This window comes from Janthinobacterium sp. SUN026 (genome assembly GCF_030397625.1).
Lineage (GTDB): Bacteria > Pseudomonadota > Gammaproteobacteria > Burkholderiales > Burkholderiaceae_D > Janthinobacterium > Janthinobacterium kumbetense.
Genome location: NZ_JAPQNU010000004.1, coordinates 208,349 through 234,906, shown reverse-complemented (window position 1 = coordinate 234,906; position 26,558 = coordinate 208,349). Strand labels below are relative to the sequence as shown.

Sequence of the window (26,558 nt, the reverse complement as noted above, 5' to 3'; positions counted from 1 at the left end):
AAACTATAGGCCGATTTTTTGTCCGCATGCAAAAAAGTTCCGGGATGCTTTTTGCATGGGAAACAGGCTATGATTTTGACTATTCCATCGAAAGGATCGCCATGCACGGTTTGCGTTTTTCCTGGTCCCGGACGCCAGTCCAGGCCGCCATCGTCCTCGCCCTGGCCGGCGTTTCGCTGACGGGCTTGCCCGCCCGGGCGCACGGCCAGCCGGCCGCCGCCGATGTCGCTGGCGCCGCCGTCCCCGCTGCCTTGCCCGGCGACGACTTCTATGACTACGTGAATGGCGACTGGCTGCGCGGCACGGAGATTCCCGCCGACCGCAGCAGCTGGGGTTCGTTCGCCATCCTCGCCAATGCCACCAACGAGCGCATCATCGCCCTCGTCGAAGGCCTGGCGGCGGCGCCGCAGGCCGATGCCTCCGCGCGCCAGGTCAGCGATTTTTACCGTTCCTGGATGGACGAATCGGCTATCGAAGCGAAAGGCTGGGCCCCGATCAAGCCCTTGTTGAGCAAGATCAATGGCATACGCGACCAGGCAGGGCTGGCCCGGGCGTTGGGCGAGAGCTTGCGCGCCGATGTCGACCCGCTCAATTCCACCAATTTTTATACGGAAAACCTGTTCGGCCTGTGGGTGGCGCAAGACTTGAACGACACCACGCGCAATGTCGCCTACCTGCTGCAGGGCGGACTGGGCTTGCCCGACCGTGCCTTTTACCAGGACGACAGCGCCCGCATGCAGGGCTTGCGCGCCGGTTATCAGGCGCATATCGCCGCCATGCTCAAGCAGGCCGGCTACGGCGATGCGCCGGCCCGCGCCGCGCGCGTGTTTGCGCTGGAACAGCAAATTGCCGCCAGCCACGCCAGCCGCGAGGATTCGGCCGATGTCGCCAAGGGCAATAACGCGTGGCGCGCCGCCGACTTCGCCAGCAAGGCGCCGGGCCTGGACTGGCAAGCCTTCTTCCAGGCGGCGGGCCTGGGCAAGCAGACGGATTTCATCGTCTGGCATCCGTCGGCCATGACGGGCAGCGCCGCGCTGGTGGCGAGTGTGCCGCTGGCCACGTGGAAGGATTTCCTGGCCTTCCACGCCATCAACCATTTCAGCACCACCTTGCCGAAGGCGGCCGCCGACCAGCGCTTCGCCTTCTATGGCAGCGCCCTGAGCGGTACGCCGCAGCAGTCGCCGCGCAGCAAGCGCGCGCTGGCCGCGACGAATGCGGCCCTCAGCGACGCCGTCGGCAAGCTGTACGTGGAACGCTATTTCCCGCCGGAATCGAAAGCCCGCGTGCAGGAGATGGTGACGAATATCGTCGCCGCCTTCTCGCGCCGCATCGACAAGCTGGACTGGATGGCGCCGGCCACCAAGGCGCAGGCGCAGGAAAAACTGCAAACCCTGTACGTGGGCGTGGGCTATCCGGAACGCTGGGACAGTTATGCTGGCTTGCGCGTGGTGCGCGGCGATGCGCTGGGCAATGTGCAGCGGGCGGAACAGTTCCACTATCGCCAGGAACTGGCCAAGCTGGGCCAGTCGCCCGACCGCAAGGCCTGGGCCATGCCGGCGCAGCTGGTCAACGCCGTCAACCTGCCGCTGCAAAATGCGTTGAACTTCCCGGCCGCCATCCTGCAGCCGCCATTCTTCGACCCGCAGGCATCCGACGCGGCCAATTATGGCGGCATCGGCGCCACCATCGGCCACGAGATCAGCCACAGCTTCGATGACCAGGGCGCCCAGTTCGACGCCCAGGGCAAGCTGCGCGACTGGTGGACGCCGGCCGACCTGGCGCATTTCCAGACGGCATCCAAGCAATTGGTGGCGCAGTTCGCGGCCTACAAACCGTTCCCCGACCTGGCCGTGAATGGCCAGCTGACCCTGAGCGAAAACCTGGCCGACCTGGCCGGCGTGGCGGCAGCGCATGATGCGTTCACCCTGTCGCAGCAGGGCAAGCCGCTGCAGGCGGGCGCCGACCGCGATTTCTTCACGGGCTATGGCGTCAGTTGGCGCAGCAAGGCGCGCGAAGCGGCGGCGCGCCAGCAGATACTCACGGATGGCCACGCGCCGGCGCAATACCGCGCCGCCACCGTGCGCAACCTCGACGCCTGGTACCCGGCCTTCGACGTCCAGCCGGGCCAGCAGCTGTACCTGGCGCCGGAGCAGCGCGTGCGCGTCTGGTAAGAGTGCTGACGCTGCCGGCCGGGGAACTGGTCGGCAGCGTAAAATGGCGGAACATATCGACAGGACCGCCATGCAGCCAAGCCCACCGCAAGACCCCATCCACGCCATCACGGGGCGCACCCTGGCCCATTACGACGCCAGCGCCGAGCAGTTTTTCGAAGGCACGCGCGACCACGACGTCAGCCAGAACATCGCCGCGCTGCTGGACGCCATCGGCAAGCCGGCGCCGCTGGCCATCCTCGACCTCGGTTGCGGCCCTGGCCGCGACCTGAAGGCGTTCACGGCCATGGGGCATCACGCCACGGGCGTCGATGGCTGCCCCCGCTTCGTCGAGATGGCGCGCGCCTACAGCGGCTGCACCGTGTGGCAGCAGGATTTCGTCGACCTCGATTTGCCGGCCGCGCACTTCGACGGCGTGTTTGCCAATGCCGTGCTGTTCCACGTGCCCAGCGCCGTCTTGCCCGGCGTGCTGCGCGCCTTGCACGCTTGCCTGAAGCCCGGTGGCGTGCTGTTCAGCTCGAATCCGCGCGGGCAGAACCAGGAAGGCTGGAATGGCGCCCGCTACGGCAGCTATCACGACGAGGAAACGTGGGCCGCCTACGTGCAGGCGGCCGGTTTCAGCCTGCTCGACCAGTACTACCGCCCGCCGGGCTTGCCGCGCGACCAGCAGCCGTGGCTGGCCACCGTGTGGCGCAAGCCCGCGTGATCGCCGATATTGGCGCAAATTGAGCATGTGTTAGGAACCGTACAGAGCTTTGATCCCCCGCCCCGTAGTATGGACACATCGACACGCAGCAAGCAGTTTGCAACAGCGTGTGAGCCGCAGCACCGGCCCTTCGGGGCCGGACAACAGATGTACCAACTACAGTGAGGATCCATCATGAACAAAGATCAAGTCGAAGGTAAACTGAAGGAAGTCGGCGGTAAAATCCAGGAAGCCGCTGGCAAGATCGTCGGCAGCGAAGAACAGCAAGCCAAGGGCCTGGCAAACCAGGTCGAAGGCAAAGTGCAGAAGAAAGTCGGCGACGTCAAGGACGCGGTGGAAACCGTTACCCGTAAGCCGTAATCTGGCGCACGCATAAAAAAACCGCCGCCTGTCGCGAGACAGGCGGCGGTTTTTTATTTGATGCCGGTCAAACTTATTTCACTGGATTGGCCAGGTTCTGCTTGAAGAACATCTCGATTTTCTTGTACACGTGGCGCTGGCCCGCGCGCGACGAGATGCCGTGCTTGGCGCCAGGATACGTCATCAGGTCGAACTGCACGCCGCGGTTCACCAGCGCGTCGATCAGGCGCGTGCTGTTGCTGAACAAGACGTTATCGTCGGCCATGCCGTGCACCAGCAGCAGCGGCGACTTCAGGCCGTCCAGGTGGGCGAACACGGTGCTGGCCTTGTAGCCATCGACGTTTTCCTTCGGCATGCCGAGGAATTGCTCCGTGTAGTGGGTGTCGTACAGCGACCAGTCGGTCACGGGCGCCACCGAAACGCCCATGGCGATCTTGTCGGACGCGGCCGACAGCAAGCGCAGGGTCATGAAGCCGCCGTAGCTCCAGCCGAACACGCCGATGCGTTTTGCATCGACGAAGCTTTGCTTGGCCAGCCAGTCGATGCCGACCAGCTGGTCCGCCACTTCCGCCGCGCCCAGGTTGTGATAGATGGCGTCCGTGAACGCGCGCTCGCGGCGCGACGAGCCGCGGTTATCGAGGCGGAAGACGACAAAGCCCTGCTGCGCCATGTACTGGTCGAAGTTGTTGCCCCAGCGGCGAGTCACGTGCTGCGAGTGCGGGCCGCCATACGTCGACAGGTAGACGGGATAGCGCTTGCCCGCGTCGAAGTTCGACGGCTTGACGATCGAATAGTGCAAGGTCTGGCCATCGTTGGCCTTCAGGGTGCCGTATTCGGTCGGCAGGTGGTCCGCCTTGTACTTGGCGTACGGGTGGCTTGCGTTCAGCGCGTTTTCTTCCAGCCAGCCTACCATGGCGCCGTCCGGGCGGCGGATGCTCACTTGCGGCGGCGTGGCCGGGTCCGAGTACGTGTCGACGAAGACTTCGCCATTGCGCGAGAACGTCGTGTCGTGCCAGCCATCGGCCTTGGTGACGCGCTGCGGCTTGTCGGCCGTGCTGCCGTCCAGCGCCAGGGCGTAGGTCTGCTTGTCGATGACGGCGTCGCGGTTCGACGATACATACACCTTGCCCGTCTTCTGGTTCACGGCCAGCACGCTGTCGATGCCCCACTCGCCGGAAGTGACCGGGTGCAGCAGCTTGCCGCCCATGTCGTACAGGTACAGGTGGTTGCGGCCCGTGCGCTCGGACGACCACAGGAACTGGCCGTTCGGCAGGAAGCGCAGGTCGTCATGGATGCTGACCCAGGTCTTTGACGTTTCCGTCAGCAAGGTGCGCTGCGCCAGGGTGGCCGCATCGACGGCGACCAGGTCGAGGGTCTTCTGGTCGCGCGACTGGCGCTGGTACACGAGCGACTTGCCGTCCGCGCTCCAGTCGGCGCGCACCAGGTAGATGTCCGGGTTCGTGCCCAGGTCCACCTGGCGCTGCGCGCCCGTTTCCGGCGAGACGATCAGCAGCTGCACCAGCACGTTCGGGTCGCCCGCGGCCGGGTAGCGCTGCTCGACGACGTCGGTGCGGTCGGCGAAGATTTCGAAGCGGCGCACGACGGGCACGGGCGCTTCGTCATAGCGTTTATAGGCGATGGCGGAATCGTCGGGAGCCCAGTAGTAGCCGGTGCGCTGGCCCATTTCTTCCTGCGCCACGAATTCGGCTTCGCCGTTGCGGATGGTGCCCTTGCCATCGGTGGTCAGCTGGCGTTCCTTGTTCGTCTTGAGGTCGATCACATAGATGTTTTGATCGCGCACAAACGATACGTAGCGGCCTTTCGGCGAGATTTTCGGATCGAGTACATTGCCCTTGGCGACCAGGCGCGCCTTGTCCGGGTGGGCCGCGTCGACCAGGTACAGATTGCCGGCCAGCGGCACCAGCAGCTGCTTGCCGTCCGGCGACCAGCTGTAGCTGAGAATGCCGTTCAGGCTGGCCGTGCGCTCGCGTTCGCGGCGCGCCTGCTCTTCGGGCGAAATCGTTTCATTCGGCACCAGCGCCTTCGAGTCGACTAGGCGGTGCGTGCTCTTGTCCTTCAGCTTGAATTCCCACAGGTCGAGCTGGAACTGGTTGTCCGCGCGGCCGCGCAGGAACGTGACGCGCTCGCCGTCGGGCGAGACCTTCAGGTTGCGCACGCCGGGGCCGGCCAGCGCCGGATCGGCGTGGATGCGTTCCAGGGTCAGCTTTTCAGCCGATGCGGGAACGCTGGCCATCGCGGCCAGAAAACAAAGAATAAAACGCATGGATGTCTCGGTGATTGTAAAGGGATGTCAAGAAGATGCTTGACAGCAAACGATACCAGAGCACGGCGTTTAATGCGATAGGGCCAGCCACGGAATAATCCGGAAATTGCCTTCTTTACTTTGGCGGAAAGAGTGCGGCGCTGGGGCTTTGTATGGCGAAGCAGGGAGGGCGGCACGCATAAATTGCGCGCCGCCCTGTGTTCCATGCATTGTTTCAATGCGCCGCGCGCAGGCGCTGCAGCGACAGCCGGTTCAAGTACCAGGTCAGCAGCACGGCGGCGACCGTCAAGCCCGTGACGAGGCCGATCCAGAAACCGGCGGCGCCCATCGGCTCGGCCGGCGACCAGGGGAAGCCGGCTGGCGCGAGGCCCAGCACGTAGCCGATCGGCAGCGAGAAGCCCCAGAAGGCCAGCAGCTGGATCAGCATCGGCTGGCGCGTCACCTTGTAGCCGCGGATGGCGCAGGACGTGGCCACCTGCGTCGCGTCGGACAGCTGGAACAGGGCGGCGAACAGCAGCAGCTGCGCGCACAGGGCCTGCACTTGCGGGTCGGACGTGTAGGCTTGCGCGATCTGGTGGCGGAACACGGTGATGACGGTGGCCGAGACGATGGCCGCCGTCAGCGACATGGCCACGCCCACCCACGAAATGAAGCGCGCGCGGCGCAGATTGGCTTCGCCCACGGCATGGCCCACGCGCGTGACCAGCGCGATGCCGAACGTGAGCGGCACCATGAAGACGACGGACGAGAAATTCAGGGCGATCTGGTGCGCGGACACCTGGATCACGCCGAAGCGCGCCACCAGCAGGCTGATGACGCCAAACGCGCTCACTTCGGCAAAGTAGGTCACGCCGATGGGTAGGCCCAGGCGCAGCATGGGGCCGATGGACGACAACTGCGGCCCTTCCCAGTGCGTGAACGGGTACGTGGCGCGGTAGGCGGGCGCGATCTTGATCCAGGCCAGCATGGCCAGCAACATCATCCACACGCAGCAGGTGGTGGCCACGGCGCAGCCCACGCCGCCCATCTTCGGCATGCCCCAGTGGCCGTAGATCAGCAGGTAGTTGACGAGGATATTGAGGCCCAGCGCGGCCAGCGCGATGACCATCACGGGCTTGGTCTGGTTGATGCTGGTGCTGTAGCCGTACAGCGCGCGGTAGGCGGCGAACGGCGGCAGCGCGCAGCTGATGATGTGCACGAACAGCTTGGCCTTGGCCGCGACAAGGGGTTCGAGCATCAGGTGGTCGAACACCAGCGCCGCCATGTTCGTCAGCAGGCAAGCCACGAGGCCGACCAGCAGCGCCTTCCACAGCGACTGGCGCACGATGTGCGGCACCCGGTCGTGGCGCGCGGCGCCGATTTCATGCGCCACCAGGGTATTGATCGCCATCATGATGCCGCTCACGGTGACGAGTACGATGGACCAGATGGCCGCGCCCAGCGAGACGGCGGCCAGTTCCTCGGGATTCGTATGCCCCGTCATCGCCACGTCGGCCGCGCCCATGCCGACGGTGGCCAGCTGGCCGATCAGGATGGGCCACGCCAGCTTCCACAGCGAAGAAATTTCAGTACGGACGGCGGGCAGGGTGAACGAGGTAGTGTGTGGCATGGTCGGCAAGCTTGACTAAACACAAGATTCTACCGGCATTCACCGTGCTTGTCCGCCGTGGCATCCCTGGCGCCCGGGCACGGTAATCATTTGTTACAGCTAAGTGGGCCAGTCGCGGATAGACTGCGCGCTCTATTTGGCAAAATGACCAAATAGTCAACCGCAGTACCCTGACTATGGAGTAAGACCATGTTGAAGAAAGCTTTGAACTGCGCCCTGCTGCTGGGCGCCGCCATGACGGCCGAACTGGCCGGCGCCGGCGAACTGACCCTGTATTCGCGCGACGATTATCACGGCCGCTCGCACACCGTGCGCGACGCCGTCGCCGACCTGGAAGAGGTCCGTTTCAACGACACGACGCAAAGCATCCGCGTGCGCTCGGGCCGCTGGGAAGCGTGCGAGGAAGCCGATTTCCGCGGCGCCTGCTTCCTGCTTGAGGCGGGCGAGTATCCGTCGCTGGACGGCCATGCCAACAAGATCACCTCGCTGCGCGAAGTGCGCGGCGGCTGGGATGGTTATCCGGGCCGCGACCGCGACCGGGGGCGCGACTGGGACGGACGCCGTGACCGCGACCGCGAGCGGGGCCATTTGCCGGGGCGCTCGCTGGGCGGCGAACTGACCTTCTATACGCGCGACGATTTCGCCGGCCGCAGCTTGACCGTGCGCAATGCCTCGGCCGATTTGCGCGAACGCGATTTCAACGACACGGTGCAAAGCGTGCGCGTGCGCTCCGGCTATTGGGAAGTGTGCGAGGACGTGGATTTCCGCGGCCGCTGCCGCACCCTGGAACCCGGTGAATACGCGAGCCTGGAGCGCCTGAGCAACCGCATCTCGTCGGTGCGCGAAGTGCGCTGACGCGGGGCAGCGCGTCAGCAAAATGGCAATAACCGGCTCCCGCAGGGCCGGTTATTGCTTTTGGTAACAATTTGTTGTCCTTTTCTCATACTTTGTTACACCGTTTTTTCTACGGATGGCTACACTGACATCAGTTGTCATGTCGATCACTTGCCTTTGCCGCCACCGGAGACCGCCCCATGAATCGCCCGTTCGCTTTTGCCCTGCTGTGCGCCAGTTCGCTGTTTGTCCACCTCGCGGCGCAGGCCGGCGAGATCCGCCTGTACACCGACGATAATTTCAAGGGCAGGGTGGTGGTCTTGCGCGATACGACCGATGACCTGTCGCGCGTCAATTTCAATGACACTGTGTCGAGCATCCAGGTCGAGTCGGGCAGCTGGGAAGTGTGCACGAATTCCGATTTCAAGGGCGATTGCAAGACGCTGGAGCGCGGCGACTACCGCTCGATGCCGGGCATGAACGACAAGATTTCATCCGTGCGCGAAGTCGGCGGCAGCGGCAGCGGCGGCCGCCGCGCGGCGCTGGAACTGTATGCGGACGGCGGCCAGCGCGGCGCGTCTACCGGCATCAACGCGGACCGCGACGACCTGGTCGACATCCGCTTCAACGACCGCGCCAGCAGCGCGCGCATCGAATATGGCTACTGGCAGCTGTGCAGCGATTCCAACTACCGCGGCAGCTGCCGCGTGTTCGGGCCTGGCAGCCACGATGACTTGGGCAGCCTGAGCGGGCGCGTGTCGTCGGCGCGCCTCGTCGATCCGCGCGAAGAGAACCGTCCGCAGAATAACGAGGGACTGGTGGTGCTGTACGGCCGCGCGTTCCTGAATGGACCCGGGCTGCAGGTGAACCGCGACGTCAGCGACCTGGTGCGCCTGAACTTCAACGACCAGGCCGCCTCCATGACCATCCACGAAGGCACCTGGGAAGTGTGCACGGACTCGCAGTTCAGCGGCACCTGCGAGCGCATGGGACCGGGCAAGTATGAAACCCTGGGCGCGACGCTGGAAAAGCGCATTTCCTCGCTGCGCCGCCTGTATTGAATGCGCGACCGGGCCTTCGCCGAGGCCTTGTATTTGTTACACTAACACCCTGGCGTTTTGGCCAGGCGAATCATCACCAAAGAATGAAGAATGGAGTTAATCATGACGGGCCCTTTCAAACACGCGCTGGCATGCGCGGCGACCTTGCTGCTCTCGCTGGGGGCGCATGCAACCGCCCATGCGGGCGATATCACCTTGTTCGAGGATGATAATTTCCGGGGCCGCGCCGTGAACCTGCGCGAGACGACGGACGATTTGTCGCGCTTTGGCTTCAACGACAAGACATCGAGCATCCTGGTGCGTTCTGGGACCTGGGATGTGTGTACCGATGCCGGCTTCCGCGGCAATTGCAAGACCCTGGGGCCGGGCGAGTACCGCTCGATGCCGGGTATGAACGACGCCATCAGTTCGGTGCGCGAATCGGGGCGCGGCGACGGCTACAATCCGGGACGCCCCGGGCGCGATCCGGACCGAGGCCATGGCGGTTATGGCCGTGGCGGCACCCTGGAAGTGTATTCGGGCGCGGGGCAGAATGGCGGCTCGGCGCGCCTGAACCGCGATACGGACGATTTCGTCAGTATCGGCTTCAACGACCGCACCACGAGCATCGTCATCTATAACGGCTACTGGCAACTGTGCAGCGATTCGAACTACAACGGCGTGTGCCGCATCTTCGGCCCTGGCCGCCACGACGACCTGGGGCGCGGCCTCGATGGGCGCGTCTCGTCGGCGCGCATGGTGGACGAGCGCGAAGCGCGCCGCCAGCAGCAGTATGAGCAGCAGTACCAGCGGCCGCAATACGAGCAGCAGTATCCGCAACAGCAGTATCCGCAACAGCAGTACCAGCAGCGCGGCGCCGTCCTGCTGTTCCCCGAAGCGGGCATGCGCGGCGAACCGCTGGCGCTGGACCGCAATGCGGAAGACCTGGTGCGCTACAACTTCAATGACCGCGCCTCGTCCATCGTCGTCAACGAGGGCCAGTGGGAAGTGTGCAGCGATTCGAACTTCCGCGGCCGCTGCGAAGTGATCGGGCCGGGAGAGTACGGCCGCCTGAACAGCATGGAAAACCAGATTTCCTCGCTGCGCCGCGTGCGCTGATCGCGTCTTGACGCGGTACTGACAGGCCGCCTGCCGGGTTGATCCCGCCAGGCGGTTTTTACATTCCCTGCCGTGTGCTGACATTTGCTTGCCCTTTGTTACACTCGCCGCCTGCCGCCTGGACTACACTGGCGAAAATGTCTCAGTATTGGAGTTGTCATGGTTCGATCTTTCCGGCCCGCGCTGCTGTGCGCCGCCACCTTCCTCGCCCCCCTCGCCGCATCGGCGGGCGAAATCACCCTGTTCGAGGATGCCGGTTTCCGCGGCCGCCCGGTCACCCTGCGTTCCGATACGGGCGACCTGTCGCGCATGGGCTTTAACGACAAGACCTCCAGCATCATCGTGCGCTCGGGCACCTGGGAAGTGTGCAAGGACGCCAATTACCGGGGCAACTGCCGCACCCTGGGACCGGGCCGCTACGACACCATGCCGGGCATGAACGACGCCGTTTCCTCCGTGCGCGAAGTGGGCCGGCCGGGTCACGGCGGCGGCGATCACCGTCCCTACCCGCCGCGGCCGAACCGCCCGTATCCGGAGCCGGAACGCCCATACCCTGGCCACGGCCATGGCGGCGGCCACCGTCCCGACATGAATGGCGCCGTGCTGATGTTCCCCGATGCGGGCATGCGCGGCCGGCCCGTGCGCCTGGACCGCGAAGTGCGCGACTTGAGCCGCTATGGCTTCAACGACCGCGCCGAGTCGATCGTCGTCAATTACGGCCGCTGGGAATTCTGCGTCGATGCCAACTTCCGCGGCCGCTGCGTGGTGATGGGGCCAGGCAGCTACGGCCGCCTGCACCATGGCCTGGATCGCCGCATTTCCTCGCTGCGCCGCGTGCGCTAGACCTTTTCCGCTGCCCTTGCACCGCCCGCGCGACCCGTGTCCCGCGGGCGGTTTGGTTTGTGCGTCCGCTGTCCTTCGGCCAATTCGTGTACTCTTCCCATAGGCACTTCAACCATGGGGAGCAGGCACGGTGGAATACAAGGATTATTACAAGGAACTTGGCGTCGAAAAGACGGCGACCGAGGCCGAGATCAAGAAGGCGTACCGCAAGCTGGTACGCAAATACCATCCCGACGTGAGCAAGGAGCCGGACGCCGACAAGCGCACCAAGGCCCTCAACGAAGCCTACGGCGTGCTGGGCGACGCGGAAAAGCGCGCCGCCTACGATGAACTGGGGCGCAGCGCGCAGGGTCATCCCAAGGGAGAACCCTTCCGACCGCCGCCGGACTGGGGTGCGGGCTACGAATCGTCGGGCGCCGACGACAGCGACTTCTTTGCCGACCTGTTCGCCCACGTGGGCGGGCGGCGCCGCGCCAACAGCACGTTCCAGATGCAGGGCGAGGACAGCCACGCCGCCATCACCATCGATTTGCAGGACAGCTACCAGGGCGCCAAGCGCCATATCGTCATGCGCGTGCCCGAGGCGGATGCGCAAGGCCACGTGGTGACGCGCGAACGCACGCTGGAAGTGACGATACCGAAAGGCGTCACGGAAGGCCAGCAGCTGCGCATGAAGGGGCAGGGCAATCCGGGCAGCGGCGGCGCGCCCGCCGGCGACTTGTACCTGGAAATCCGCTTCCGGCCCGATGCGCGCTACAAGGTGGAAGGGCGCGACGTCTTCGAGACGGTGCCCGTCACGCCGTGGGAGGCGGCGCTGGGCGGCGAGATCGACGTGCCCACGCCATCGGGCACGGTGTCCGTCAGCGTGCCGCCCAATTCGCAGACGGGGCGCAAGCTGCGCCTGAAGGGACGCGGCATCCCCGCCGCCCAGCCGGGCGACCTGTATCTGCTGCTGGAAGTGGTGCTGCCGCCGGCGAACGATGACAAGGCGCGCGAACTGTATGCAACCATGGCGCGCGAGATGGCTTTCAATCCGCGCCAGAAGCTGGGAGGGTAAATCATGACAAACAAGGTTATTGGCGAATTGCTCGAAGACCGTGCCCTGAGCCTGGAAGAACTGGCGCGCGCCTGCGCCGTGGAGCCGGACTGGGTGGTGCAGCACGTGCAGACGGGCGTGCTGCTGCAAAATGGCCCGCCGCCGGGGCAACTCACGGCCTGGCGCTTCACCAGCCTGGACCTGGTGCGCGCGCGCCGCCTGCACGAAATCGAATCTGTGTTCGACGCGAACGCCGAACTGGCCGCGCTGGTGGTCGACTTGTCGGAAGAAGTGGCGCGCTTGCGGCGCCGCCTGCACGTGCTGGGCGTCGATTAGACCTTATGCCGGCTCGCCGTGCCGTTGCACGGTGAGCCGGGCAATATAAAACTGCCCGTCGACGACCACCCGGTGCGGGATGCCGGCCACGTCGAAGCCGGGGCCGCCGTCCTCCATCCATTCCTGCGCCAGCGAATCGAATTGCTGCGGCGTCATGCGCAGCATCTGCGCCGTGATGACGAAGCGCGCGCCAGGTTTTTGTTTGTTGACGAAGTCGTCGATGCCGGCCATGTGGTTCCTTATTAAAGTGTTACCCGCATCATACCTGTGTCAATTGTGAACTCACAACGCCTAACAAAACCGTAGCGAGCGGCAGCGATTTGTGGCTAAGAAGCGCAACCGTACTTTAGTACGGTGAGCATCGCAGGCCGCAAAGCGCGACGCGCAGTAGGTTTTGTTTTGCGTTTAAAACCCTTGGGCCAGTAGCGGCAACTGTTCCGCAAACCGCTCCGTCAGCCACTTGCCCGCCTGGCCCGGCGGCGTGTCGGCGCGCTGGATCAGGTAAATCGGGTAATTCTCGCCATTGTCGACGGCCAGCGGCAGGTGCACCAGGCGGCCTTCCGCCAGGTCGTCGCGCACCATCGCTTCGGGCATGTTGCCCCAGCCCAGGCCCGCGCGCAGCAGCGCGTGCTTGGAACCGAGGTCGCCCAGGCGCCAGTTGCGCAATCCCAGCACGCCGAAATCCTGGCCTTCCGTCAGCATGCTGCGGTCGCTGAGCACCAGCTGCACGTGTTCGCGCGCCACGTTGGAGGTGATCGGGCCTGCCAGCTGCGCCAGCGCGTGGCTGGGCGCGGCCACGGGAATCAGGCGCACGTGGCCCACGGCCAGGCGCTCGAAGACGCTGGCCGTGGCCGTCATCCAGCCACCGAGGCCGATATGGCAGCTGCCATCCATCACCAGTTGCGCCACGGCGCCCATCGCCTCGATGCGCAGGCGCAGGGCGACGGTGGGGAATTGCGCCTGGAACGCTTCGAGCACGCGCACCAGCACGCAGGTGGGAAACATCACGTCGACCACTACCGACACTTCCGCCTCCAGCCCGCCGGCCAAGGCCTTGGCGCGCGCGCGCATGCCGTCGACCTTCAGGGCCACGGCGCGCGCGTCGGCCAGCAGGGCCTTGCCCGCGTCCGTCAGGGTGGGCTTGCGCTTGCCGCGGTCGAGCAGCACCACGTTCAGTTGTTCTTCCAGGTTGGCGATGGTGTAGCTGATCACCGACTGCGTGCGGTGCAACTGGCGCGCCGCGTGGGCGAAACCGCCCGCGTCGATGACGGCGACAAACACGCGCAACTGGTCGAGCGAAGGCTGGCCCGGTTCTCTCATGCTGACTCCATATCTAGAAATTCGATGCTAATCATTTATATTTACACGGTTTTCTCGATGGTAGACCCGAACTATGCTGTGTGCAAGGGCTGCGATGCGGCCATTCCCGTCACCCGTTTTCACAGGAGCACTTCATGAGCAAGGTCTTATACATTAATAGCAGCGTGCGCAACAGCGGTTCCCTTTCTCGTCAATTGTCCGGCGAATTCGTCGCCAAACTGGCCGCGCAAGGGGCCAGCGTCGTCGAGCGCGACCTGGCGGCGCAGCCCGTGCCGCACTTGACGGAAGAGGTGATGGGCGCCTTCTTCACGCCGGCCGACCAGCGCAGCGCGCAGGCGGCAGCGGCCGTGCAATTGTCCGATACCCTGGTCGACGAATTGCTGGCGGCCGACGTGCTGGTGCTGGCCGCGCCCATGTACAACTTTTCCGTGCCCTCGACCCTGAAGGCGTGGATCGACCACGTGGCGCGCGCGGGCCGCACGTTCCAGTACACGGCGACGGGCCCGGTCGGCCTGGCCACGGGCAAGAAAGCGGTCATTTTCACGGCCAGCGGCGGCGTCTACAGCGAAGGCCCCGGCGCCGCGTATGACTACCTGAGCACTTATCTGCGCACGGCGCTGGGCTTCATCGGCATCACCGAGATCGAGTTCGTGCAAGCCGAAGGCGTGGCCATGGGCGAGGAAGCCGTCAGCAGCGCGATCGCCAAGGGCCGCGCGTCGATCGAGGCCCTGGCTGCCTGAATCAGGCTCTCCTCTAGTTCCAAAGGGGGATTGCCAATCTGCCATGGTTGACATAAGCTTGCCGGCGGCACGCCCCGTGCCGGCCCGGCGAGCGGTTCGCCATGAAAGTCCCTCATGCACAAGTTGGCAAGCGCAATATTGTTCGGATGTTCTTTGTTTTCAGCAGGCATTGCGCTGGCGCAAACTGCGCCCGTGGCGCCGCCCCACGTGGGCCGCCACGCTTCCACGCCCGAAGATATCCGCGCCATCGAAAAAGTCGTCGCCGACTTCCAGGCGGCCCTGATCGCCAAGGATGTCAAGCTGCTGTCGTCGCTGCTGCTGCATACGAACATCCTGTTCGCCTCGCCGGCCGACGACGATTTCATCAAGAAAATGCGCGACACGACGGACGTCCACTTCGACGGCGTCGGGGCGGCCGGCTATGTCGGTTTCGCCAACTTCATCAAGCGCGAACCCCAGCGCACGGAAGAAAAATTCTACAACGTCAAGATCACCCAGGACCGCCATGTAGCGTGGGTCAACTTCGACTACGAATTCCTCGTCGGCAATAAATTGTCCAACTATGGCGTGGAAGCGTGGCAAATGGTCAAGCGCGATGGCGAATGGAAAATCCTCAGCGTCGTGTGGTCCATGCATTCCGCGGCCGAGGCCGGAAAGTAGCGGGCCGGCGACGCCGTGTCAGTCGCGCGGCAGCTCGCGAATTTCCACCGTCCCCCCTGCGTTCAGTACGGGGTTTCCGATTAACAATTTTTTTGCATCGTCTATACTTTCAGCTTGTACACGTATATAACCTGACAAGTGTGGCGTCACTGGTTTGGCCTGGCCGGACCGGTGCACGCAGATACCGGGACCGATGGAACTGCCGCCGCAGAAGCGGCCGCTGGCCCTGAGCATGGCGAAGTAATCTTCCCAGGCCGGCGTGGCGACGTCCACCGGTGTTTCCGTGTCGTCGTGCATGAAGATGAGGTAGTCATTCATCCATTTTCTCCTGTGCCGCGTTATAAAAACAAAGCCGCATCGGGTATCCCGAGCAGGCGTGAACGCATGGTTTTACCTTTTTACCGCGTCAGTCCGTAGAGACAAGCTGTCCGGCCATGTCATTTTTGGAGCGAACATCGTGCCGATAAAGTATGTTGATTTTTATGAGGTGAATTACACGGCGGAACCCTTGCGGGGCTGCAAGCTATGGGGCGCCTACGTCGCCATCTATGCCCCGTCGCGCAACCCCATGCACCGGGTCAACCTGGTGAAAAAGCGCCGGGTTTCGGCCGACCACCAGTTTACAACGGAAGCGGACGCCGTGGCGGAGGCGGGCGAGGTGGCCGTCAAGCTGGTCGAGCGGCGCCAGCGCCGCTATGTCTTCCATCCCTGAAGCGTCGCGTGGCTTGTTTCGGCGCAAGTTATTGCGAGTGAGCACAGTCCGGGCGTAGCCGGTGCAGGCGCGCCGGCGCAGTTGCCCGTATCATGCGAACTATTGCCACGCCAGAGGACCGCCATGAAACGCCAGTTGCACCTGCTCGTCATCGATCCGCAAAACGATTTTTGCGACTTGCCCGCCGCCTGGCTGCCGCCAGACGCCGCACCGGCGCTGGCCGTGCCCGGCGCCCACCAGGATATGCTGCGCGTGGCGCAACTGATCCGCGAAGGGGGCGGCGGTTTGACGCAGATCAGTATCACGCTCGACGCGCACCACCGTTACGACATCGCCCACCCCGCCTTCTGGCGCACGGGCGATGGCGGCGCCGTGCCGCCATTTACGCAGATCAGCGCGCAGCAGGTGCGCGACCGCCTGTTCCTGCCCGCCGCCAGCGGCGCCTTGCCGCGCGCGCTGGCTTATCTGGATGCCTTGCAGCAAGCGGGGCGCTATCAATTGATGGTGTGGCCCGTGCATTGCGAGATCGGCAGCTGGGGGCAGAATGTCCACGCGGCCGTGCGCGCCGCCTACAACGCGTGGGAAGTGGAGCGGCTGCAAGTGGTGGCCAAGCTGAGCAAGGGTTCGAATCCATGGACCGAGCATTACTCGGCCGTCATGGCGGAAGTGCCCGATCCGCAGGATGCGGCCACCCAGCTCAACCGCGCCTTCCTCGATACCTTGCTGCCGGCGCAGCAGATTTATGTCACCGGCGAAGCGGGCAGCCACTGCGTGAAAGCCAGCACGGAGCACATCGCCGACTACCTGCAAGCGCAGCAGGGACCGCAGGCGCTGGCGCGCCTGGTCTTGCTGACGGACTGCATGAGCCCTGTCACGGGCTTTGAAGCGCAGCAGCGCGACTTCCTGGCCGCCATGCATGCGCGCGGCGCGCGGCTGGCCACGTCTGCCGACGTCTTGCCCGAACTGCAGGCGAACGCGATTGCCTGAGCCATTGTCGATTGTGTCCTGCTGAAATGCTTGCAGTGGCGTACTATTCTGGCTTCAGGAAGTTGGAGAAAACACACATGACCCCGATAGTGCGCAGTTTGCTGGAAACCGATCTGTATAAATTTACAATGTGGCAAGCATTGCTGCACGGTCATCCGAATACCCATACCGAATACGAATTTGTCTGCCGCAACGCCACGGCCTTTCCCCTGGCCGAACTGAAGGGCGAGCTGGAAGAGCAGCTAGACCATTTATGCTCGATGTCGTTTGCCGACGACGAGCTGGCCTATCTGCGCACCCTGCGCTTCATGAAGAGCGACTTCGTCGACTTTTTGACGGTGTTCCGCTTCCAGCGCAAGTTCATCGAAGTGAGCACGGATGGCGACACCTTGCTCGTGCACGCGGCCGGGCCGCAAGTGCACGTGATGGGCTTCGAGATTTTCGTGCTGTACATCATCAACGAACTGTATTTCCGCCGTTTCGACCTGGATGCGGCCATGCGCGAAGGGCGCCACCGCCTGGGCTTGAAAGTGGCGGCCGTGAAGGAATTCGGCAAGCTGCCAAGGCGCAAGCATCCATTCGAGTTTTCCGACTTCGGCGTGCGCCGGCGCTTTTCCGGTGCCTGGCATGACGAGGTGGTGCAGCGCCTGGCGCGCGAGGTGCCCGAGTATTTCAAGGGCACGTCGAATGTCTACCTGGCGAAAAAGCTCGGCATCGTGCCGATCGGCACCATGGCGCATGAATACATGCAATCGTTCCAGTCGTTTGGCGTGCGCCTGCGCGACTTTCAAAAGGCGGCACTGGAAGACTGGGTGCAGGAATACCGGGGCGACCTGGGCATCGCCCTGACGGACGTGGTGGGAATGGACGCCTTCCTGGCCGACTTCGACCTGTATTTTGCCAAGCTGTTCGACGGCTTGCGCCACGATTCGGGCGACCCCGTCGAGTGGGGCGAGAAGGCGCTGGCCCACTACGCGGCCCTGCGCATCGACGCCAATACGAAGCGCCTCGTGTTTTCCGACGGCCTGGACCTGGACAAGGCGTTTGCCCTGTACCAGCACTTCGCCGACCGCATCATGACGGGTTTCGGCATCGGCACCAATCTCACCAACGACGTCGGTTTGACGCCGCTCAATATCGTCATGAAACTGGTGCGCTGCAATGGCCAGTCCGTGGCGAAACTGTCGGATTCGCCGGGCAAGACCCTGTGCAAGGATGAAACTTTCCTCGCGTATTTGCGGCAAGTGTTTCACCACCCTGCCGTTTAAGGCGCCGGCACGGACATTTACAGCCCGTGCCGCTTGCCGATATTAAAACCCGGTCACCACCGTGTTCATGTGCTCGACCTGGGGCGGGGCGGCGAAGAATTCGCCCACCAGGCCGCGCCACGCCTGGAAGTCGTCGCTGCCGCGGAAATGCACGGTATGGTCTTCCAGCGTCGTCCAGCCCACGACGAGGCGGTAGGCGTCGCCGTTTTCGATCGAGCGCTCCAGGCGCATCGACTCGCAGCCGCGCGCGCGCTGGAACAGGGGGATGGCTTTCGTCACGGCCGCTTCGAAGGCAGCGTGCGTGGCCGATTTGATCTGGATGTGGGCAATTTCAAAAATCATGGCAAGTTCCACTGAGGAATGAAGGAAGCTTGATCTTGCCATAATTTGACCGCGCGGGGGAGGGCGTCAGCCGGCCAGCGCGTGCGCGCCTGCGCGCCGCCCGCCCGCGTGGCTGGCCGTGCGCTGGTCGATATCGCAGCCGTGATGCGCCTGCACGATGGCGTGCGCCCGTTCCCGTTCCTGCGGATTGCCGATGGCCACGACGAGGCGGAACATGCCGCGCCACGCGGCCTTGCCCTGTATGGGGACGGTGGGAACGGCCTCGTCGTCGACCGTGTCGAGCTGCACGGCGTGCGCGGGGAAACCATCGTCGAGCAGGGCGCTGCGGGCCTGCTGCGCATCGGCAAAATGGTCGAAGATACGGATCAGGGCAGGCGCAACAAGGGGGCTGGTGGCGGTGTGCATGGCCAGGCTTTCGAGAGGGGGCGTCCGAGTTTGACCTGCCAGCCTGTAAAAAATTCTGCCTCAGCCTGTAAAATCCTCGATCAAGGCGCAAAAGTTTGATAAATATCCAGTATGGTTGCCAAGTCGCGCTAAGATACGCCTTGCGGTGCGTCTTGCTGGCAGGGATGCGGGATCAATCTTTCATAGGAGAACTAAATGGCAGCGAAGAAAATTCTGTTTTTGACCGGCGATTTTGCAGAAGATTATGAAACGATGGTGCCGTTCCAGGCCCTGCTGATGCTCGGCCATACCGTGCATGCCGTGTGTCCCGGCAAGAAGAGCGGCGAGACGATCAAGACGGCCATCCACGATTTCGAGGGCGACCAGACCTATACGGAAAAGCCGGGCCATTTGTTCACCCTGAACGCCAGCTTCGACGACATCGACCCGGCCCACTATGACGCCGTGATGATCGCCGGCGGCCGCGCCCCCGAATACCTGCGCCTGAACGATAAGGTCATCGCCGCCGTGCGCCATTTCGCCGACGCGGGCAAGCCTGTCGCGGCCGTCTGCCACGGTGCGCAGTTGCTGGCCGCCGCCGACGTCATCCGCGGCAAGCGCATTTCCGCCTATCCCGCCTGCGCGCCGGAAGTGAAGCTGGCGGGCGGCACGTATGCCGACATCGCCGTCACGGACGCCGTCACGGATGGCCAGTTCGTCACGGCGCCCGCGTGGCCCGCGCATCCGGCCTGGCTGGCGCAGTTCGTCAAGCTGCTCGGTACCGAGATCCATTTGTAACCTTTACCAGCCCGGCAAGCCGCAGCGCTTGCCGGGCGCACCACTTTTCAGATTCGAGTTCTTCATGCATGCGCCGCGCAGTCAATCTTCCCGCAAACAACTTCCAGCGTCGCGCTGGCGCCAGCGCCGCCTGGCGCAAGCCGAGTCGGGCCTGAGCGCCGCGCAGGAACGCCAGCTGGCCACCCTGCACGAGATTTCCACCTTGCTGGCGGGACAGCACGCCATCGATGCGCTGTGCCGCGGCTTCCTGCGCCACGTGATGCAGTTCGCGCAGGCGGAAGGGGGCACCGTGCGCATCCTCGATCCGCAGCACGATACCGTGCACATCATCGTGCACGAGGGCATTTCCGATGCCATGGTGGAAGAGGAACACTGCATCCGCAACAACGATTGCCTGTGCGGCGCGGCCGTGGCGCAGGGCGTGATCCAGATCCGCGATTTCCGCCAGGTCGATGCCTTGCAGCGCTACCGTTGCCAGGATGAAGGATTTATCGCCATCGCCGTCTTCCCCATCCTCGCGCGCGACCAGGTGGTGGGCAGTTTTTCGCTGCACTTTGCGCGCCCGCAAGCCGTGCATGCGCAGCAGCAGGGCTGGCTGGAAACGCTGGGCCAGAGCCTGGGCATCGCCATCGAAAACCAGCGCCTGATCGCGCGCGAAAAGGAATTCGCCGTGGCGCGCGAACGCAGCCTGCTGGCCGAAGGCTTGCATGACAGCATCGCGCAAAGCCTCAACTTCATCAGCCTGCAAGTGCAGATGCTCGACGATTCCGTGCGCCGGGGCCAGCTCGACGAAGCGGCTGAAGTGTTGCCGCTGATGCGCATGGGCGTCGAGCAAAGCTACCAGGACGTGCGCGAATTGCTGGTCAATTTCCGCACCCGCTGGCATGGCAGCGACCTGGAAAGCAAGCTGTCGGAAGTGCTGGCCAAGTTCGAGCTGCAGACGGGCGTCGTCGGCACCCTGGACATGAGCGGCAATGGCGCGCCGCTGGCGCCCGAGCAACAGTTGCAGATCCTGTTCATCGTGCAGGAAGCGCTGTCGAATATCCGCAAGCACGCGCAAGCGAGCAACGTGGCGCTGCGCGTGGTCAACGGGCGCGATTTCGCGCTGCAGGTGCGCGACGATGGCGAAGGCTTCGCCGCCAACCTGCGCGACAAGAAAACGGAATTGCAGATCGGCTTGCGTATCATGCAGGAAAGAGCCGAGCGGCTCGGTGCGCAATTTGCCATCGACAGCACGCCCGGCGGCGGCACGACGATCTCGCTGGCCTTGCCGGCAGCCCGGCGCCAGGCCGCGTAACAGATGACTTATCCCTATCAGGCCACAAACATAGTGAACGCACCAATCAAAATCCTGCTGGTCGACGACCACACCTTGCTGCGCAGCGGCGTCAAGCTGCTGCTGCAGCGCAATCCTCAATTCCAGGTGGTGGGCGAGGCATCGAACGGGCTGGACGGCGTGCGCCTGACGGCCGAACTGCGGCCCGACGTGGTGCTGATGGACTTGAACATGCCCGGCGTGTCCGGCGTCGAGGCGCTGCAGCTGATCTTGCAGGACTTGCCGCAGATGGTCGTGCTGATGCTGACCGTGTCGGAAAACGCGGCCGACCTGGGCGCGGCCCTGCGCGCGGGCGCGCGCGGCTACCTGCTGAAAAATATCGAAGCCGAGCAGCTGGGCCAGGCCATTTGCCGCGCCGCCGCCGGCGAATCCGTGATCGCCGACGCCATGACGGCCAAGCTCGTGTCGCAGTTCCGCGCGGGGCAGAACGCGCCCCAGGCCGACTATGACAAACTGACGCCGCGCGAACGCGAAGCCATGGCTTGCCTGGCGCAAGGATTGAGCAACAAGGAAATCGCGCGCCAGCTCGATGTGGCCGAAAGCACGGTGAAAATCCACGTGCAAAACATCCTCAAAAAGCTTAAGCTCAGCAGCCGCGTGCAGATCGCCGTGTATGCCGTCGAGCGTGAGTTGAGCAAATAAAGATCAAACAAAGTGCAAATAGTGCGCAAGGAATGCGCGATTGTTTGATCTGCATGGCGTTCCGGCCTAGACAACCCTAGTTCCTTTGACGTATGGCCTTGACCGTGCCTGCGCATTACACTCTTAGTCATTCGCTAATCTAATAAGAGAGTGTCATGCATAAGGTCAACGTCGATGGCTTGCTATCGAGCCAGGCTCTGTTTCGCCATATTTCCCCTTCGCAATTAGAGCAATTGCGCCAGGATGTCGTGCGCGTCGAAGTGGAAAAAGGCAAAGTGCTGTTCCGCAAGGGCGAAGTGGCGGAAGGCGCCTATGTGGTGGTCTTCGGCCTCGTCAAGCTGAGCGTGTTTTCCATGGAAGGTACGGACAAGGTACTGGAACTGATCCGCCCGGGCCAGAGTTTCGGCGAAGCCATGATTTTCCTCGATGAACCGTATCCGTTCTGCGCCGAAGCGCTCGAGCACTGCCTGCTGCTGCGCATTCCGCCGCACGCGCTGCTGCGCCTGCTGGACCAGTCGCCCCGTATCGCGCGCCAGATGATGAACAGCCTGTCGCATCACCTGATGGGTTTTATCCGCAACGTGGAGCGCTGCTCCGTGCAGAACGCCACCCAGCGCGTGGTCGAGTACCTGCTGCAAGCGTCGGACCAGCAGCGTTCGAACGAGGTCAAGCTGGACCTGAAGAAAAGTCTGTTGGCATCGTTCTTGAACCTGGCGCCCGCCACCCTGTCGCGCGTGCTGCACCAGTTGACGGACTTGCATTTGATTAAAGTCAGCGGTTCGCTGATCCAGATTCAGCCGGATGCCTTGAAGACGTATCGCCATGGTTCCGCCACGGCCATGCTGAACTAAGCACCTAACATAACCTACTGCGCGTCGCGATTTGCGGCCTCCGATGCTCACTGTGCATCCGCACAGCTGCGCTTCTCAGCCGCAACTCACTGCCGCTCGCTACGGTTCTGTTAGGCGCTCTCAGTTTTTTCAGCAGGCAAGGTCAGTCGCCAGAACAGCAGGGCGAGCAAGCTGACCGCCGCGCCCAGCGCGCATACCCCATGCCAGCCCGCCAGCGCATACACGCTGGTGGCGGCAATCGCACCGAGTCCGCTTCCCACCGCATAAAACAGCATGTAGCACGCCACCAGGCGGCTGTGCGCATCGCTGTCCTGTTTGAAAATCAGGCTCTGGTTCGTCACGTGGATGGCCTGGCCCGCCAGGTCCAGCGCGATGATGCCGACGACCAGGGGCCACAGGGACGCGCCCGCAAAGCCGAGCGGCAGCCACGCGGCCAGCAGCAGCAACAGGGCTGCGCCCGTCGTCCACTGCGCGCGGCCATTATCGGCCAGCGCCCCGGCGCGCGCCGCGCCCAGCGCCCCCGCCACGCCCACGAGGCCAAACGCGCCGATGGCCGCATGGCTATAGCCTTGCGCCGTCAGGGGCAGCACCAGGGCGCTCCAGAAAATATTGAACACGGCAAACATCAGCAGGGCCAGCGTGCCCCGCACGCGCAAGACCTTGTTGTGCATCAACATCCCCGCCATCGAGGCAAGCAGGGCGCCGTAGGCCAGCCGTTCGCTGGCAGGCTGCGCCGGCGGCAGCTTGCGCCACAGCAGCAACAGCAGGGCGCAGGCGATGGCCGCCGACACAAAGTACACGGCGCGCCAGTCGGCCACATCGGCCACCACGCCGGACAGGGTGCGCGCCAGCAGCAAGCCGATCACCACGCCGCCCTGCGCCGTGCCGACCACGCGGCCCCGCTCGTGGCTGGCCGCCGCGCTGGCCGCATAGGCGATCAAGCCCTGCGTCATGGCCGTCCCCAGCAAGCCGACCAGGAGCATGCCGCCCAGCAAGGCGGCCGTGGAGCGGGCGCAGCCCAGCGCCGCCAGGGAGATGGCCAGCAAGCCCAGCTGGAACAGGGTCAAACGGCGCCGGTTCAGCATGTCGCCCAGGGGCACCAGCAGCAGCAGGGCCAGCGCGCAGCCGAGCTGCGTGGCCGTGATGACCATGCCGCTGGCCGCTTCCGTCATGCCGAATTCCTGCGCCAGGGTGGCGAGCAAGGGCTGGGCGTAATACACATTGGCCACGCTGAGGCCGGCCGCCGTGGCAAACAGCCAGACGAGGGCGGGGGGAAGTGTGGTGGTGAGGGGAGTCGTCGTATCGCGCATGGGTCTGTATGTAAGTAGTTTCAAATTAAAACCAGTTGGAGTCTACGCCGGGAAGTTTTAAAATGCAACCACTCAATCCTGGAGAATGCCCGTGGCCAAGCGCAAGAGCCTGAAAACCGACCCCTGTCCCGTGGCGCGCGCGCTCGACGCGATCGGCGAGCGCTGGTCGCTCCTGATCGTGCGCGACGCCTTCGACGGCATGCGCCGGTTCGGGGAATTCCAGAAAAGCCTGGGCGTGGCGAAGAACATCCTGGCCGACCGCCTGCACACGCTGGTGGAAGAGGGCATCTTTACGGTCGCGCCCGCCTCGGACGGCACGGCGTATCAGGAATACGTGCTGACGCCCAAGGGACTGGCGCTGTTTCCCGTCGTCGTTGGCTTGCGCCAGTGGAGCGAGGCGCAATTGTTCGCGGCGGGCGAGGCGCATTCGACCTTGCTGCAGCGCGGTTCAGGCTTGCCCGTGCGCAGGATGGACGTGCTGGCGCCGGACGGCAGCGTCTTGCAGGCGGGCGATACCGTCGTGCACAAGGTGTCGCCACCATGACGCGGGTGGCCGTGCTGGGCGCCGGCATCACGGGCGTCACGACCGCTTACGCGCTGGCGAAACGGGGCGTCAATGTCACCCTGATCGAGCGCCACCGTTATGCCGCCATGGAAACGTCGTATGCGAACGGCGGGCAATTGTCGGCCTCGCACGCGGAAGTGTGGAACCACAAGGCAACGATTTTGAACGCCCTGAAATGGATGGCGCGACGCGACGCGCCCCTGCTGCTGCATCCATGGCCCAGCTGGCACAAGCTGAGCTGGTTTGCGCAATTCCTTGCCGCCATGCCCGCCTACGAGCGCAACACCATCGCCACGGCGCGCCTGGCGATCGCCGCGCGCGCACACTTGTTTGCCTGGGCGCAGGAAGAGCATATTGATTTCGATCATCGCCGTGCCGGCATCCTGCACGTCTACCGTGACCAGCGCGGCTTCGAGCGGGCGGCCGGCGTGTCGCGTTTGCTGGCACAGGGCGGACTGGAGCGGCGCGCCGTCACGCGGCAGGAAATGCGCGCCATCGAGCCGACCTTGCAGGGCGACTTTTATGGCGGCTACTACACGGACAGCGATTCCACGGGCGACATCCACAAATTTACCAGCGGCCTGGCCGACGCCTGCCTGCGCCTGGGCGTGGCTTGCCGCTACGGTGCGCAGGTCACCGCGCTGGCGCGCGAACACGGCAAGGTGCGCATCAGCGTGGGCGCGGGCGAGGACAGCACCTTGTTCGACGCCGTCGTCATCTGCGCGGGCACGGCCAGCCGCGCCATGGCGGCAATGCTGGGCGACCACGTGAATGTATATCCCGTGAAAGGCTATTCGATTACCGTGCAGCTCGACGACGCAGCCAGCCGCGCGGCGGCGCCGAAGGTCAGCCTGCTCGACGACGCGACCAAGCTGGTCAGCAGCCGCCTGGGCGAAGACCGGCTCAGAGTGGCGGGCACGGCGGAATTCAATGGCTTCAATGACGACATCCGCGCCGACCGCATCCGCCCGCTGGTGCGCTGGGTGGAGCAGTGTTTTCCCGGCGTCAATACGCGCAAGGTGATCCCGTGGGCGGGCTTGCGCCCCATGCTCCCGGACATGCTGCCGAAAGTGGGGCCGGGCAAGGCCCCCGGCGTGTACTACAACACGGGCCACGGCCACCTGGGCTGGACCCTGGCGGCCGCCACGGCAGAGATGGTGGCAGAGGTGCTGCTTAGTTCTTCGGCAGCAAATCGCTGAGCGCGGCGCGGCCCTTGACGGTGAGGAAGGGGCCGACCTTGCTGTAGGGCAGCAAAAAGTCGTTTTCGCAGCCGCTGCCGTTCGAGTCTTCCCAGAACGACACGCCTTCCGGCTTCAGGGACAGGTGGAAGCGGCCGCGGCCGTCGTAATCCGTGCCCTTGCATTCGGCATCGATTTTCACGTCCTTGAACAGGGCCTGGCGCAGGCGGTCCGGCAATTCGGCCTTGTCGTCGCCATCGCTGGCGCTGGCGCCAAACCAGTTCCACACGTCCGTTTCCTGGCCCGTTTTGACGTCCCAGGTACGGAATTTGATGGAGATGCCGTTGGCGCCATAGCCTGCCGCCCAGCGGTAGAACTTGACCGTCACCCAGCGCGGCGACCAGTAGGTCGGCTCCGCATACACTTCGTCTTCCGTCGTGAACCCGTTGCGGCCCAGGTATTCGCGGCGCGTGGCATAGAAGTCGGCCAGGTCTTTTTTATTTTTTGCCAGCACGGCGCGCAACTGCGCATTGATTTTTGTCACGCCATCGCCGGGCGCGATCAATTCCACGGTGATGGTGTCGCCCACTTGCAGGTTGCGGTATTGCTTGCCTTCGAAGGCGATCGGCTTGCTCGTCTTGGTATTGGGAAAATCTTCCAGCGCCAGGTTGTAGGCATCGCTGGCGCAGGATGGATGCTCGCGGTCGCCCGCCGCTTCCAGCAGGGTCAGGGCCAGGGGCAGGGTCTTGCCGCTTTTCGGGTCCGCCCAGGTGCCGGTGACTTTGCCGTCTTGCGGCGCATTCAGGGACCAGGTGCCCGTCGTGTCGCCCTTGGCGTCGAGTTCCTGCCACAGCGTCTTGCCGTTCGGCTTGGCCAGCATGATCGGCGTCTTGTAGCGCGTGTAGTAATAGTTGCCGCTGCGGTCAGACCCTTGCGTGGGGCTGGGCTGGTTGAAGCAAGCCACGATATTGGCCTTGCCCACGGTGCCCTGCCACACCCCTTGCACGGGCGGCTCGGCCGCCATGGCGGCGTGCAGGGCGGGCAGGGTCAGGCAAGCAAACAGAAAGCGGCGCATCGGTTGTTCCTCTCGTGGGCGAAGGCCGATTCTACATGGCCCCGCCCACGAG

29 protein-coding genes are annotated in these 26,558 nt (G+C 64.1%); 20 read left to right on the top strand and 9 right to left on the bottom strand.

Features of this window, described 5'->3' with window-relative positions; genetic code table 11:
* Positions 1-101: 101 nt before the first annotated feature.
* From OX459_RS19485 to OX459_RS19475, 3 genes are all read left to right on the top strand, one after another.
* The gene (locus tag OX459_RS19485) at positions 102-2,171 is read left to right on the top strand and encodes a M13 family metallopeptidase (protein ID WP_289899954.1); all 2,070 of its coding nucleotides are present in this window, start codon (positions 102-104) and stop codon (positions 2,169-2,171) included.
* A gap of 70 nt (positions 2,172-2,241) precedes the next feature.
* Positions 2,242-2,877 carry a class I SAM-dependent methyltransferase gene (locus OX459_RS19480; RefSeq protein WP_289906243.1) on the top strand — a complete coding sequence of 212 codons (636 nt, stop codon included), beginning with the start codon at positions 2,242-2,244 and terminating at the stop codon, positions 2,875-2,877.
* 174 nt (positions 2,878-3,051) lie between these two features.
* Positions 3,052-3,237, top strand: coding sequence for a CsbD family protein (locus OX459_RS19475; protein WP_077400637.1), 186 nt, complete (start codon positions 3,052-3,054; stop codon positions 3,235-3,237).
* Positions 3,238-3,310: 73 nt separating this feature from the next.
* On the opposite strand, the gene OX459_RS19470 is transcribed toward OX459_RS19475, so the two are convergent.
* Positions 3,311-5,521: an alpha/beta fold hydrolase gene (locus OX459_RS19470; protein WP_289906242.1), complete on the bottom strand. Its 2,211-nt coding sequence runs from the start codon at positions 5,519-5,521 to the stop codon at positions 3,311-3,313.
* Between the two features lie 214 nt (positions 5,522-5,735).
* Positions 5,736-7,130 (bottom strand): MATE family efflux transporter, encoded by a 1,395-nt coding sequence (locus OX459_RS19465; protein WP_289906241.1) that lies wholly within the window; start codon positions 7,128-7,130, stop codon positions 5,736-5,738.
* A 189-nt stretch (positions 7,131-7,319) separates the two neighbouring features.
* Between OX459_RS19465 and OX459_RS19460 the strand changes: the two genes are divergently transcribed.
* The 6 genes from OX459_RS19460 to OX459_RS19435 all read left to right on the top strand — a co-directional run bounded on the left by OX459_RS19460 (position 7,320) and on the right by OX459_RS19435 (position 12,338).
* Positions 7,320-7,985 (top strand): beta/gamma crystallin family protein, encoded by a 666-nt coding sequence (locus tag OX459_RS19460; RefSeq protein WP_099665187.1) that lies wholly within the window; start codon positions 7,320-7,322, stop codon positions 7,983-7,985.
* Positions 7,986-8,164: 179 nt separating this feature from the next.
* Positions 8,165-9,025 (top strand): beta/gamma crystallin-related protein, encoded by an 861-nt coding sequence (locus tag OX459_RS19455; protein ID WP_289906240.1) that lies wholly within the window; start codon positions 8,165-8,167, stop codon positions 9,023-9,025.
* A gap of 102 nt (positions 9,026-9,127) precedes the next feature.
* Positions 9,128-10,123 carry a beta/gamma crystallin-related protein gene (locus OX459_RS19450; protein WP_180278612.1) on the top strand — a complete coding sequence of 332 codons (996 nt, stop codon included), beginning with the start codon at positions 9,128-9,130 and terminating at the stop codon, positions 10,121-10,123.
* 159 nt (positions 10,124-10,282) lie between these two features.
* Positions 10,283-10,966 carry a beta/gamma crystallin-related protein gene (locus OX459_RS19445; RefSeq protein ID WP_289906239.1) on the top strand — a complete coding sequence of 228 codons (684 nt, stop codon included), beginning with the start codon at positions 10,283-10,285 and terminating at the stop codon, positions 10,964-10,966.
* 130 nt (positions 10,967-11,096) lie between these two features.
* Entirely contained in the window at positions 11,097-12,023 is a 927-nt protein-coding gene (locus OX459_RS19440) for a DnaJ C-terminal domain-containing protein (protein WP_099665183.1), read from the top strand.
* A gap of 3 nt (positions 12,024-12,026) precedes the next feature.
* Positions 12,027-12,338: a MerR family transcriptional regulator gene (locus tag OX459_RS19435; protein WP_289906238.1), complete on the top strand. Its 312-nt coding sequence runs from the start codon at positions 12,027-12,029 to the stop codon at positions 12,336-12,338.
* 3 nt (positions 12,339-12,341) lie between these two features.
* Here OX459_RS19435 and OX459_RS19430 read toward each other — a convergent pair whose 3' ends face one another.
* Positions 12,342-12,569, bottom strand: a complete 228-nt coding sequence (locus OX459_RS19430; RefSeq protein WP_099665181.1) for a hypothetical protein — start codon at positions 12,567-12,569, stop codon at positions 12,342-12,344.
* A 174-nt stretch (positions 12,570-12,743) separates the two neighbouring features.
* Complete coding sequence (locus tag OX459_RS19425; RefSeq protein ID WP_289906237.1) at positions 12,744-13,658, bottom strand: LysR family transcriptional regulator; 915 nt, start codon at positions 13,656-13,658, stop codon at positions 12,744-12,746.
* Positions 13,659-13,792: 134 nt separating this feature from the next.
* Between OX459_RS19425 and OX459_RS19420 the strand changes: the two genes are divergently transcribed.
* The gene (locus tag OX459_RS19420) at positions 13,793-14,398 is read left to right on the top strand and encodes an FMN-dependent NADH-azoreductase (protein ID WP_289899960.1); all 606 of its coding nucleotides are present in this window, start codon (positions 13,793-13,795) and stop codon (positions 14,396-14,398) included.
* A 153-nt stretch (positions 14,399-14,551) separates the two neighbouring features.
* Positions 14,552-15,058 carry a nuclear transport factor 2 family protein gene (locus OX459_RS19415; protein ID WP_289906236.1) on the top strand — a complete coding sequence of 169 codons (507 nt, stop codon included), beginning with the start codon at positions 14,552-14,554 and terminating at the stop codon, positions 15,056-15,058.
* 18 nt (positions 15,059-15,076) lie between these two features.
* On the opposite strand, the gene OX459_RS19410 is transcribed toward OX459_RS19415, so the two are convergent.
* Positions 15,077-15,376 carry a hypothetical protein gene (locus OX459_RS19410; RefSeq protein WP_099665177.1) on the bottom strand — a complete coding sequence of 100 codons (300 nt, stop codon included), beginning with the start codon at positions 15,374-15,376 and terminating at the stop codon, positions 15,077-15,079.
* A gap of 139 nt (positions 15,377-15,515) precedes the next feature.
* Between OX459_RS19410 and OX459_RS19405 the strand changes: the two genes are divergently transcribed.
* From OX459_RS19405 to pncB, 3 genes are all read left to right on the top strand, one after another.
* Complete coding sequence (locus OX459_RS19405) at positions 15,516-15,770, top strand: hypothetical protein (protein WP_099665176.1); 255 nt, start codon at positions 15,516-15,518, stop codon at positions 15,768-15,770.
* Positions 15,771-15,893: 123 nt separating this feature from the next.
* A complete protein-coding gene (locus tag OX459_RS19400; protein WP_289906235.1) occupies positions 15,894-16,757 on the top strand; it encodes a cysteine hydrolase in 864 nt (287 codons plus the stop codon).
* A gap of 77 nt (positions 16,758-16,834) precedes the next feature.
* Positions 16,835-18,025 (top strand): nicotinate phosphoribosyltransferase, encoded by a 1,191-nt coding sequence (gene pncB, locus OX459_RS19395; RefSeq protein ID WP_099665174.1) that lies wholly within the window; start codon positions 16,835-16,837, stop codon positions 18,023-18,025.
* Positions 18,026-18,067: 42 nt separating this feature from the next.
* Here the strand turns inward: pncB and OX459_RS19390 are convergent, their stop codons facing one another.
* Together OX459_RS19390 and OX459_RS19385 are read right to left on the bottom strand one after the other, a co-directional pair.
* The gene (locus OX459_RS19390; protein ID WP_034781921.1) at positions 18,068-18,367 is read right to left on the bottom strand and encodes an antibiotic biosynthesis monooxygenase family protein; all 300 of its coding nucleotides are present in this window, start codon (positions 18,365-18,367) and stop codon (positions 18,068-18,070) included.
* 66 nt (positions 18,368-18,433) lie between these two features.
* On the bottom strand, positions 18,434-18,772 hold the full coding sequence (locus tag OX459_RS19385) for a hypothetical protein (protein ID WP_289906234.1): 339 nt from the start codon (positions 18,770-18,772) through the stop codon (positions 18,434-18,436).
* Positions 18,773-18,967: 195 nt separating this feature from the next.
* Between OX459_RS19385 and OX459_RS19380 the strand changes: the two genes are divergently transcribed.
* The 4 genes from OX459_RS19380 (at position 18,968) to OX459_RS19365 (ending at position 22,378) form a co-directional block, all read left to right on the top strand.
* A complete protein-coding gene (locus OX459_RS19380; RefSeq protein WP_289906233.1) occupies positions 18,968-19,549 on the top strand; it encodes a DJ-1/PfpI family protein in 582 nt (193 codons plus the stop codon).
* A gap of 64 nt (positions 19,550-19,613) precedes the next feature.
* The gene (locus OX459_RS19375) at positions 19,614-20,846 is read left to right on the top strand and encodes a GAF domain-containing protein (protein ID WP_099665170.1); all 1,233 of its coding nucleotides are present in this window, start codon (positions 19,614-19,616) and stop codon (positions 20,844-20,846) included.
* 33 nt (positions 20,847-20,879) lie between these two features.
* The gene (locus tag OX459_RS19370) at positions 20,880-21,527 is read left to right on the top strand and encodes a response regulator (RefSeq protein WP_231958435.1); all 648 of its coding nucleotides are present in this window, start codon (positions 20,880-20,882) and stop codon (positions 21,525-21,527) included.
* Between the two features lie 155 nt (positions 21,528-21,682).
* Positions 21,683-22,378 (top strand): Crp/Fnr family transcriptional regulator, encoded by a 696-nt coding sequence (locus OX459_RS19365; protein ID WP_034759676.1) that lies wholly within the window; start codon positions 21,683-21,685, stop codon positions 22,376-22,378.
* A 110-nt stretch (positions 22,379-22,488) separates the two neighbouring features.
* Here the strand turns inward: OX459_RS19365 and OX459_RS19360 are convergent, their stop codons facing one another.
* Positions 22,489-23,688 carry an MFS transporter gene (locus OX459_RS19360; protein ID WP_289906232.1) on the bottom strand — a complete coding sequence of 400 codons (1,200 nt, stop codon included), beginning with the start codon at positions 23,686-23,688 and terminating at the stop codon, positions 22,489-22,491.
* Between the two features lie 91 nt (positions 23,689-23,779).
* Here OX459_RS19360 and OX459_RS19355 point away from each other — a divergent pair, with 91 nt between their 5' ends.
* On the top strand, positions 23,780-24,232 hold the full coding sequence (locus OX459_RS19355; RefSeq protein ID WP_289906231.1) for a helix-turn-helix domain-containing protein: 453 nt from the start codon (positions 23,780-23,782) through the stop codon (positions 24,230-24,232).
* Positions 24,229-25,452, top strand: coding sequence for a D-amino acid dehydrogenase (locus OX459_RS19350; RefSeq protein ID WP_289906230.1), 1,224 nt, complete (start codon positions 24,229-24,231; stop codon positions 25,450-25,452). Before OX459_RS19355 ends, OX459_RS19350 begins: the two co-directional genes overlap by 4 nt.
* On the opposite strand, the gene OX459_RS19345 is transcribed toward OX459_RS19350, so the two are convergent.
* Entirely contained in the window at positions 25,427-26,506 is a 1,080-nt protein-coding gene (locus OX459_RS19345; protein WP_289906229.1) for a hypothetical protein, read from the bottom strand. The genes OX459_RS19350 and OX459_RS19345 overlap by 26 nt on opposite strands.
* Between the last annotated feature and the right edge of the window lie 52 nt (positions 26,507-26,558).

Bases quoted from the DNA above. Each gene is read 5' to 3' on its own strand.
- OX459_RS19485 (WP_289899954.1), top strand. From the start codon at position 102: ATGCACGGTTTGCGTTTTTCCTGGTCCCGGACGCCAGTCCAGGCCGCC.
- OX459_RS19480 (WP_289906243.1), top strand. From the start codon at position 2,242: ATGCAGCCAAGCCCACCGCAAGACCCCATCCACGCCATCACGGGGCGC.
- OX459_RS19475 (WP_077400637.1), top strand. From the start codon at position 3,052: ATGAACAAAGATCAAGTCGAAGGTAAACTGAAGGAAGTCGGCGGTAAA.
- OX459_RS19470 (WP_289906242.1), bottom strand. From the start codon at position 5,521: ATGCGTTTTATTCTTTGTTTTCTGGCCGCGATGGCCAGCGTTCCCGCA.
- OX459_RS19465 (WP_289906241.1), bottom strand. From the start codon at position 7,130: ATGCCACACACTACCTCGTTCACCCTGCCCGCCGTCCGTACTGAAATT.
- OX459_RS19460 (WP_099665187.1), top strand. From the start codon at position 7,320: ATGTTGAAGAAAGCTTTGAACTGCGCCCTGCTGCTGGGCGCCGCCATG.
- OX459_RS19455 (WP_289906240.1), top strand. From the start codon at position 8,165: ATGAATCGCCCGTTCGCTTTTGCCCTGCTGTGCGCCAGTTCGCTGTTT.
- OX459_RS19450 (WP_180278612.1), top strand. From the start codon at position 9,128: ATGACGGGCCCTTTCAAACACGCGCTGGCATGCGCGGCGACCTTGCTG.
- OX459_RS19445 (WP_289906239.1), top strand. From the start codon at position 10,283: ATGGTTCGATCTTTCCGGCCCGCGCTGCTGTGCGCCGCCACCTTCCTC.
- OX459_RS19435 (WP_289906238.1), top strand. From the start codon at position 12,027: ATGACAAACAAGGTTATTGGCGAATTGCTCGAAGACCGTGCCCTGAGC.
- OX459_RS19430 (WP_099665181.1), bottom strand. From the start codon at position 12,569: ATGGCCGGCATCGACGACTTCGTCAACAAACAAAAACCTGGCGCGCGC.
- OX459_RS19425 (WP_289906237.1), bottom strand. From the start codon at position 13,658: ATGAGAGAACCGGGCCAGCCTTCGCTCGACCAGTTGCGCGTGTTTGTC.
- OX459_RS19420 (WP_289899960.1), top strand. From the start codon at position 13,793: ATGAGCAAGGTCTTATACATTAATAGCAGCGTGCGCAACAGCGGTTCC.
- OX459_RS19410 (WP_099665177.1), bottom strand. From the start codon at position 15,376: ATGAATGACTACCTCATCTTCATGCACGACGACACGGAAACACCGGTG.
- OX459_RS19400 (WP_289906235.1), top strand. From the start codon at position 15,894: ATGAAACGCCAGTTGCACCTGCTCGTCATCGATCCGCAAAACGATTTT.
- pncB (WP_099665174.1), top strand. From the start codon at position 16,835: ATGACCCCGATAGTGCGCAGTTTGCTGGAAACCGATCTGTATAAATTT.
- OX459_RS19390 (WP_034781921.1), bottom strand. From the start codon at position 18,367: ATGATTTTTGAAATTGCCCACATCCAGATCAAATCGGCCACGCACGCT.
- OX459_RS19385 (WP_289906234.1), bottom strand. From the start codon at position 18,772: ATGCACACCGCCACCAGCCCCCTTGTTGCGCCTGCCCTGATCCGTATC.
- OX459_RS19380 (WP_289906233.1), top strand. From the start codon at position 18,968: ATGGCAGCGAAGAAAATTCTGTTTTTGACCGGCGATTTTGCAGAAGAT.
- OX459_RS19375 (WP_099665170.1), top strand. From the start codon at position 19,614: ATGCATGCGCCGCGCAGTCAATCTTCCCGCAAACAACTTCCAGCGTCG.
- OX459_RS19365 (WP_034759676.1), top strand. From the start codon at position 21,683: ATGCATAAGGTCAACGTCGATGGCTTGCTATCGAGCCAGGCTCTGTTT.
- OX459_RS19360 (WP_289906232.1), bottom strand. From the start codon at position 23,688: ATGCGCGATACGACGACTCCCCTCACCACCACACTTCCCCCCGCCCTC.
- OX459_RS19350 (WP_289906230.1), top strand. From the start codon at position 24,229: ATGACGCGGGTGGCCGTGCTGGGCGCCGGCATCACGGGCGTCACGACC.
- OX459_RS19345 (WP_289906229.1), bottom strand. From the start codon at position 26,506: ATGCGCCGCTTTCTGTTTGCTTGCCTGACCCTGCCCGCCCTGCACGCC.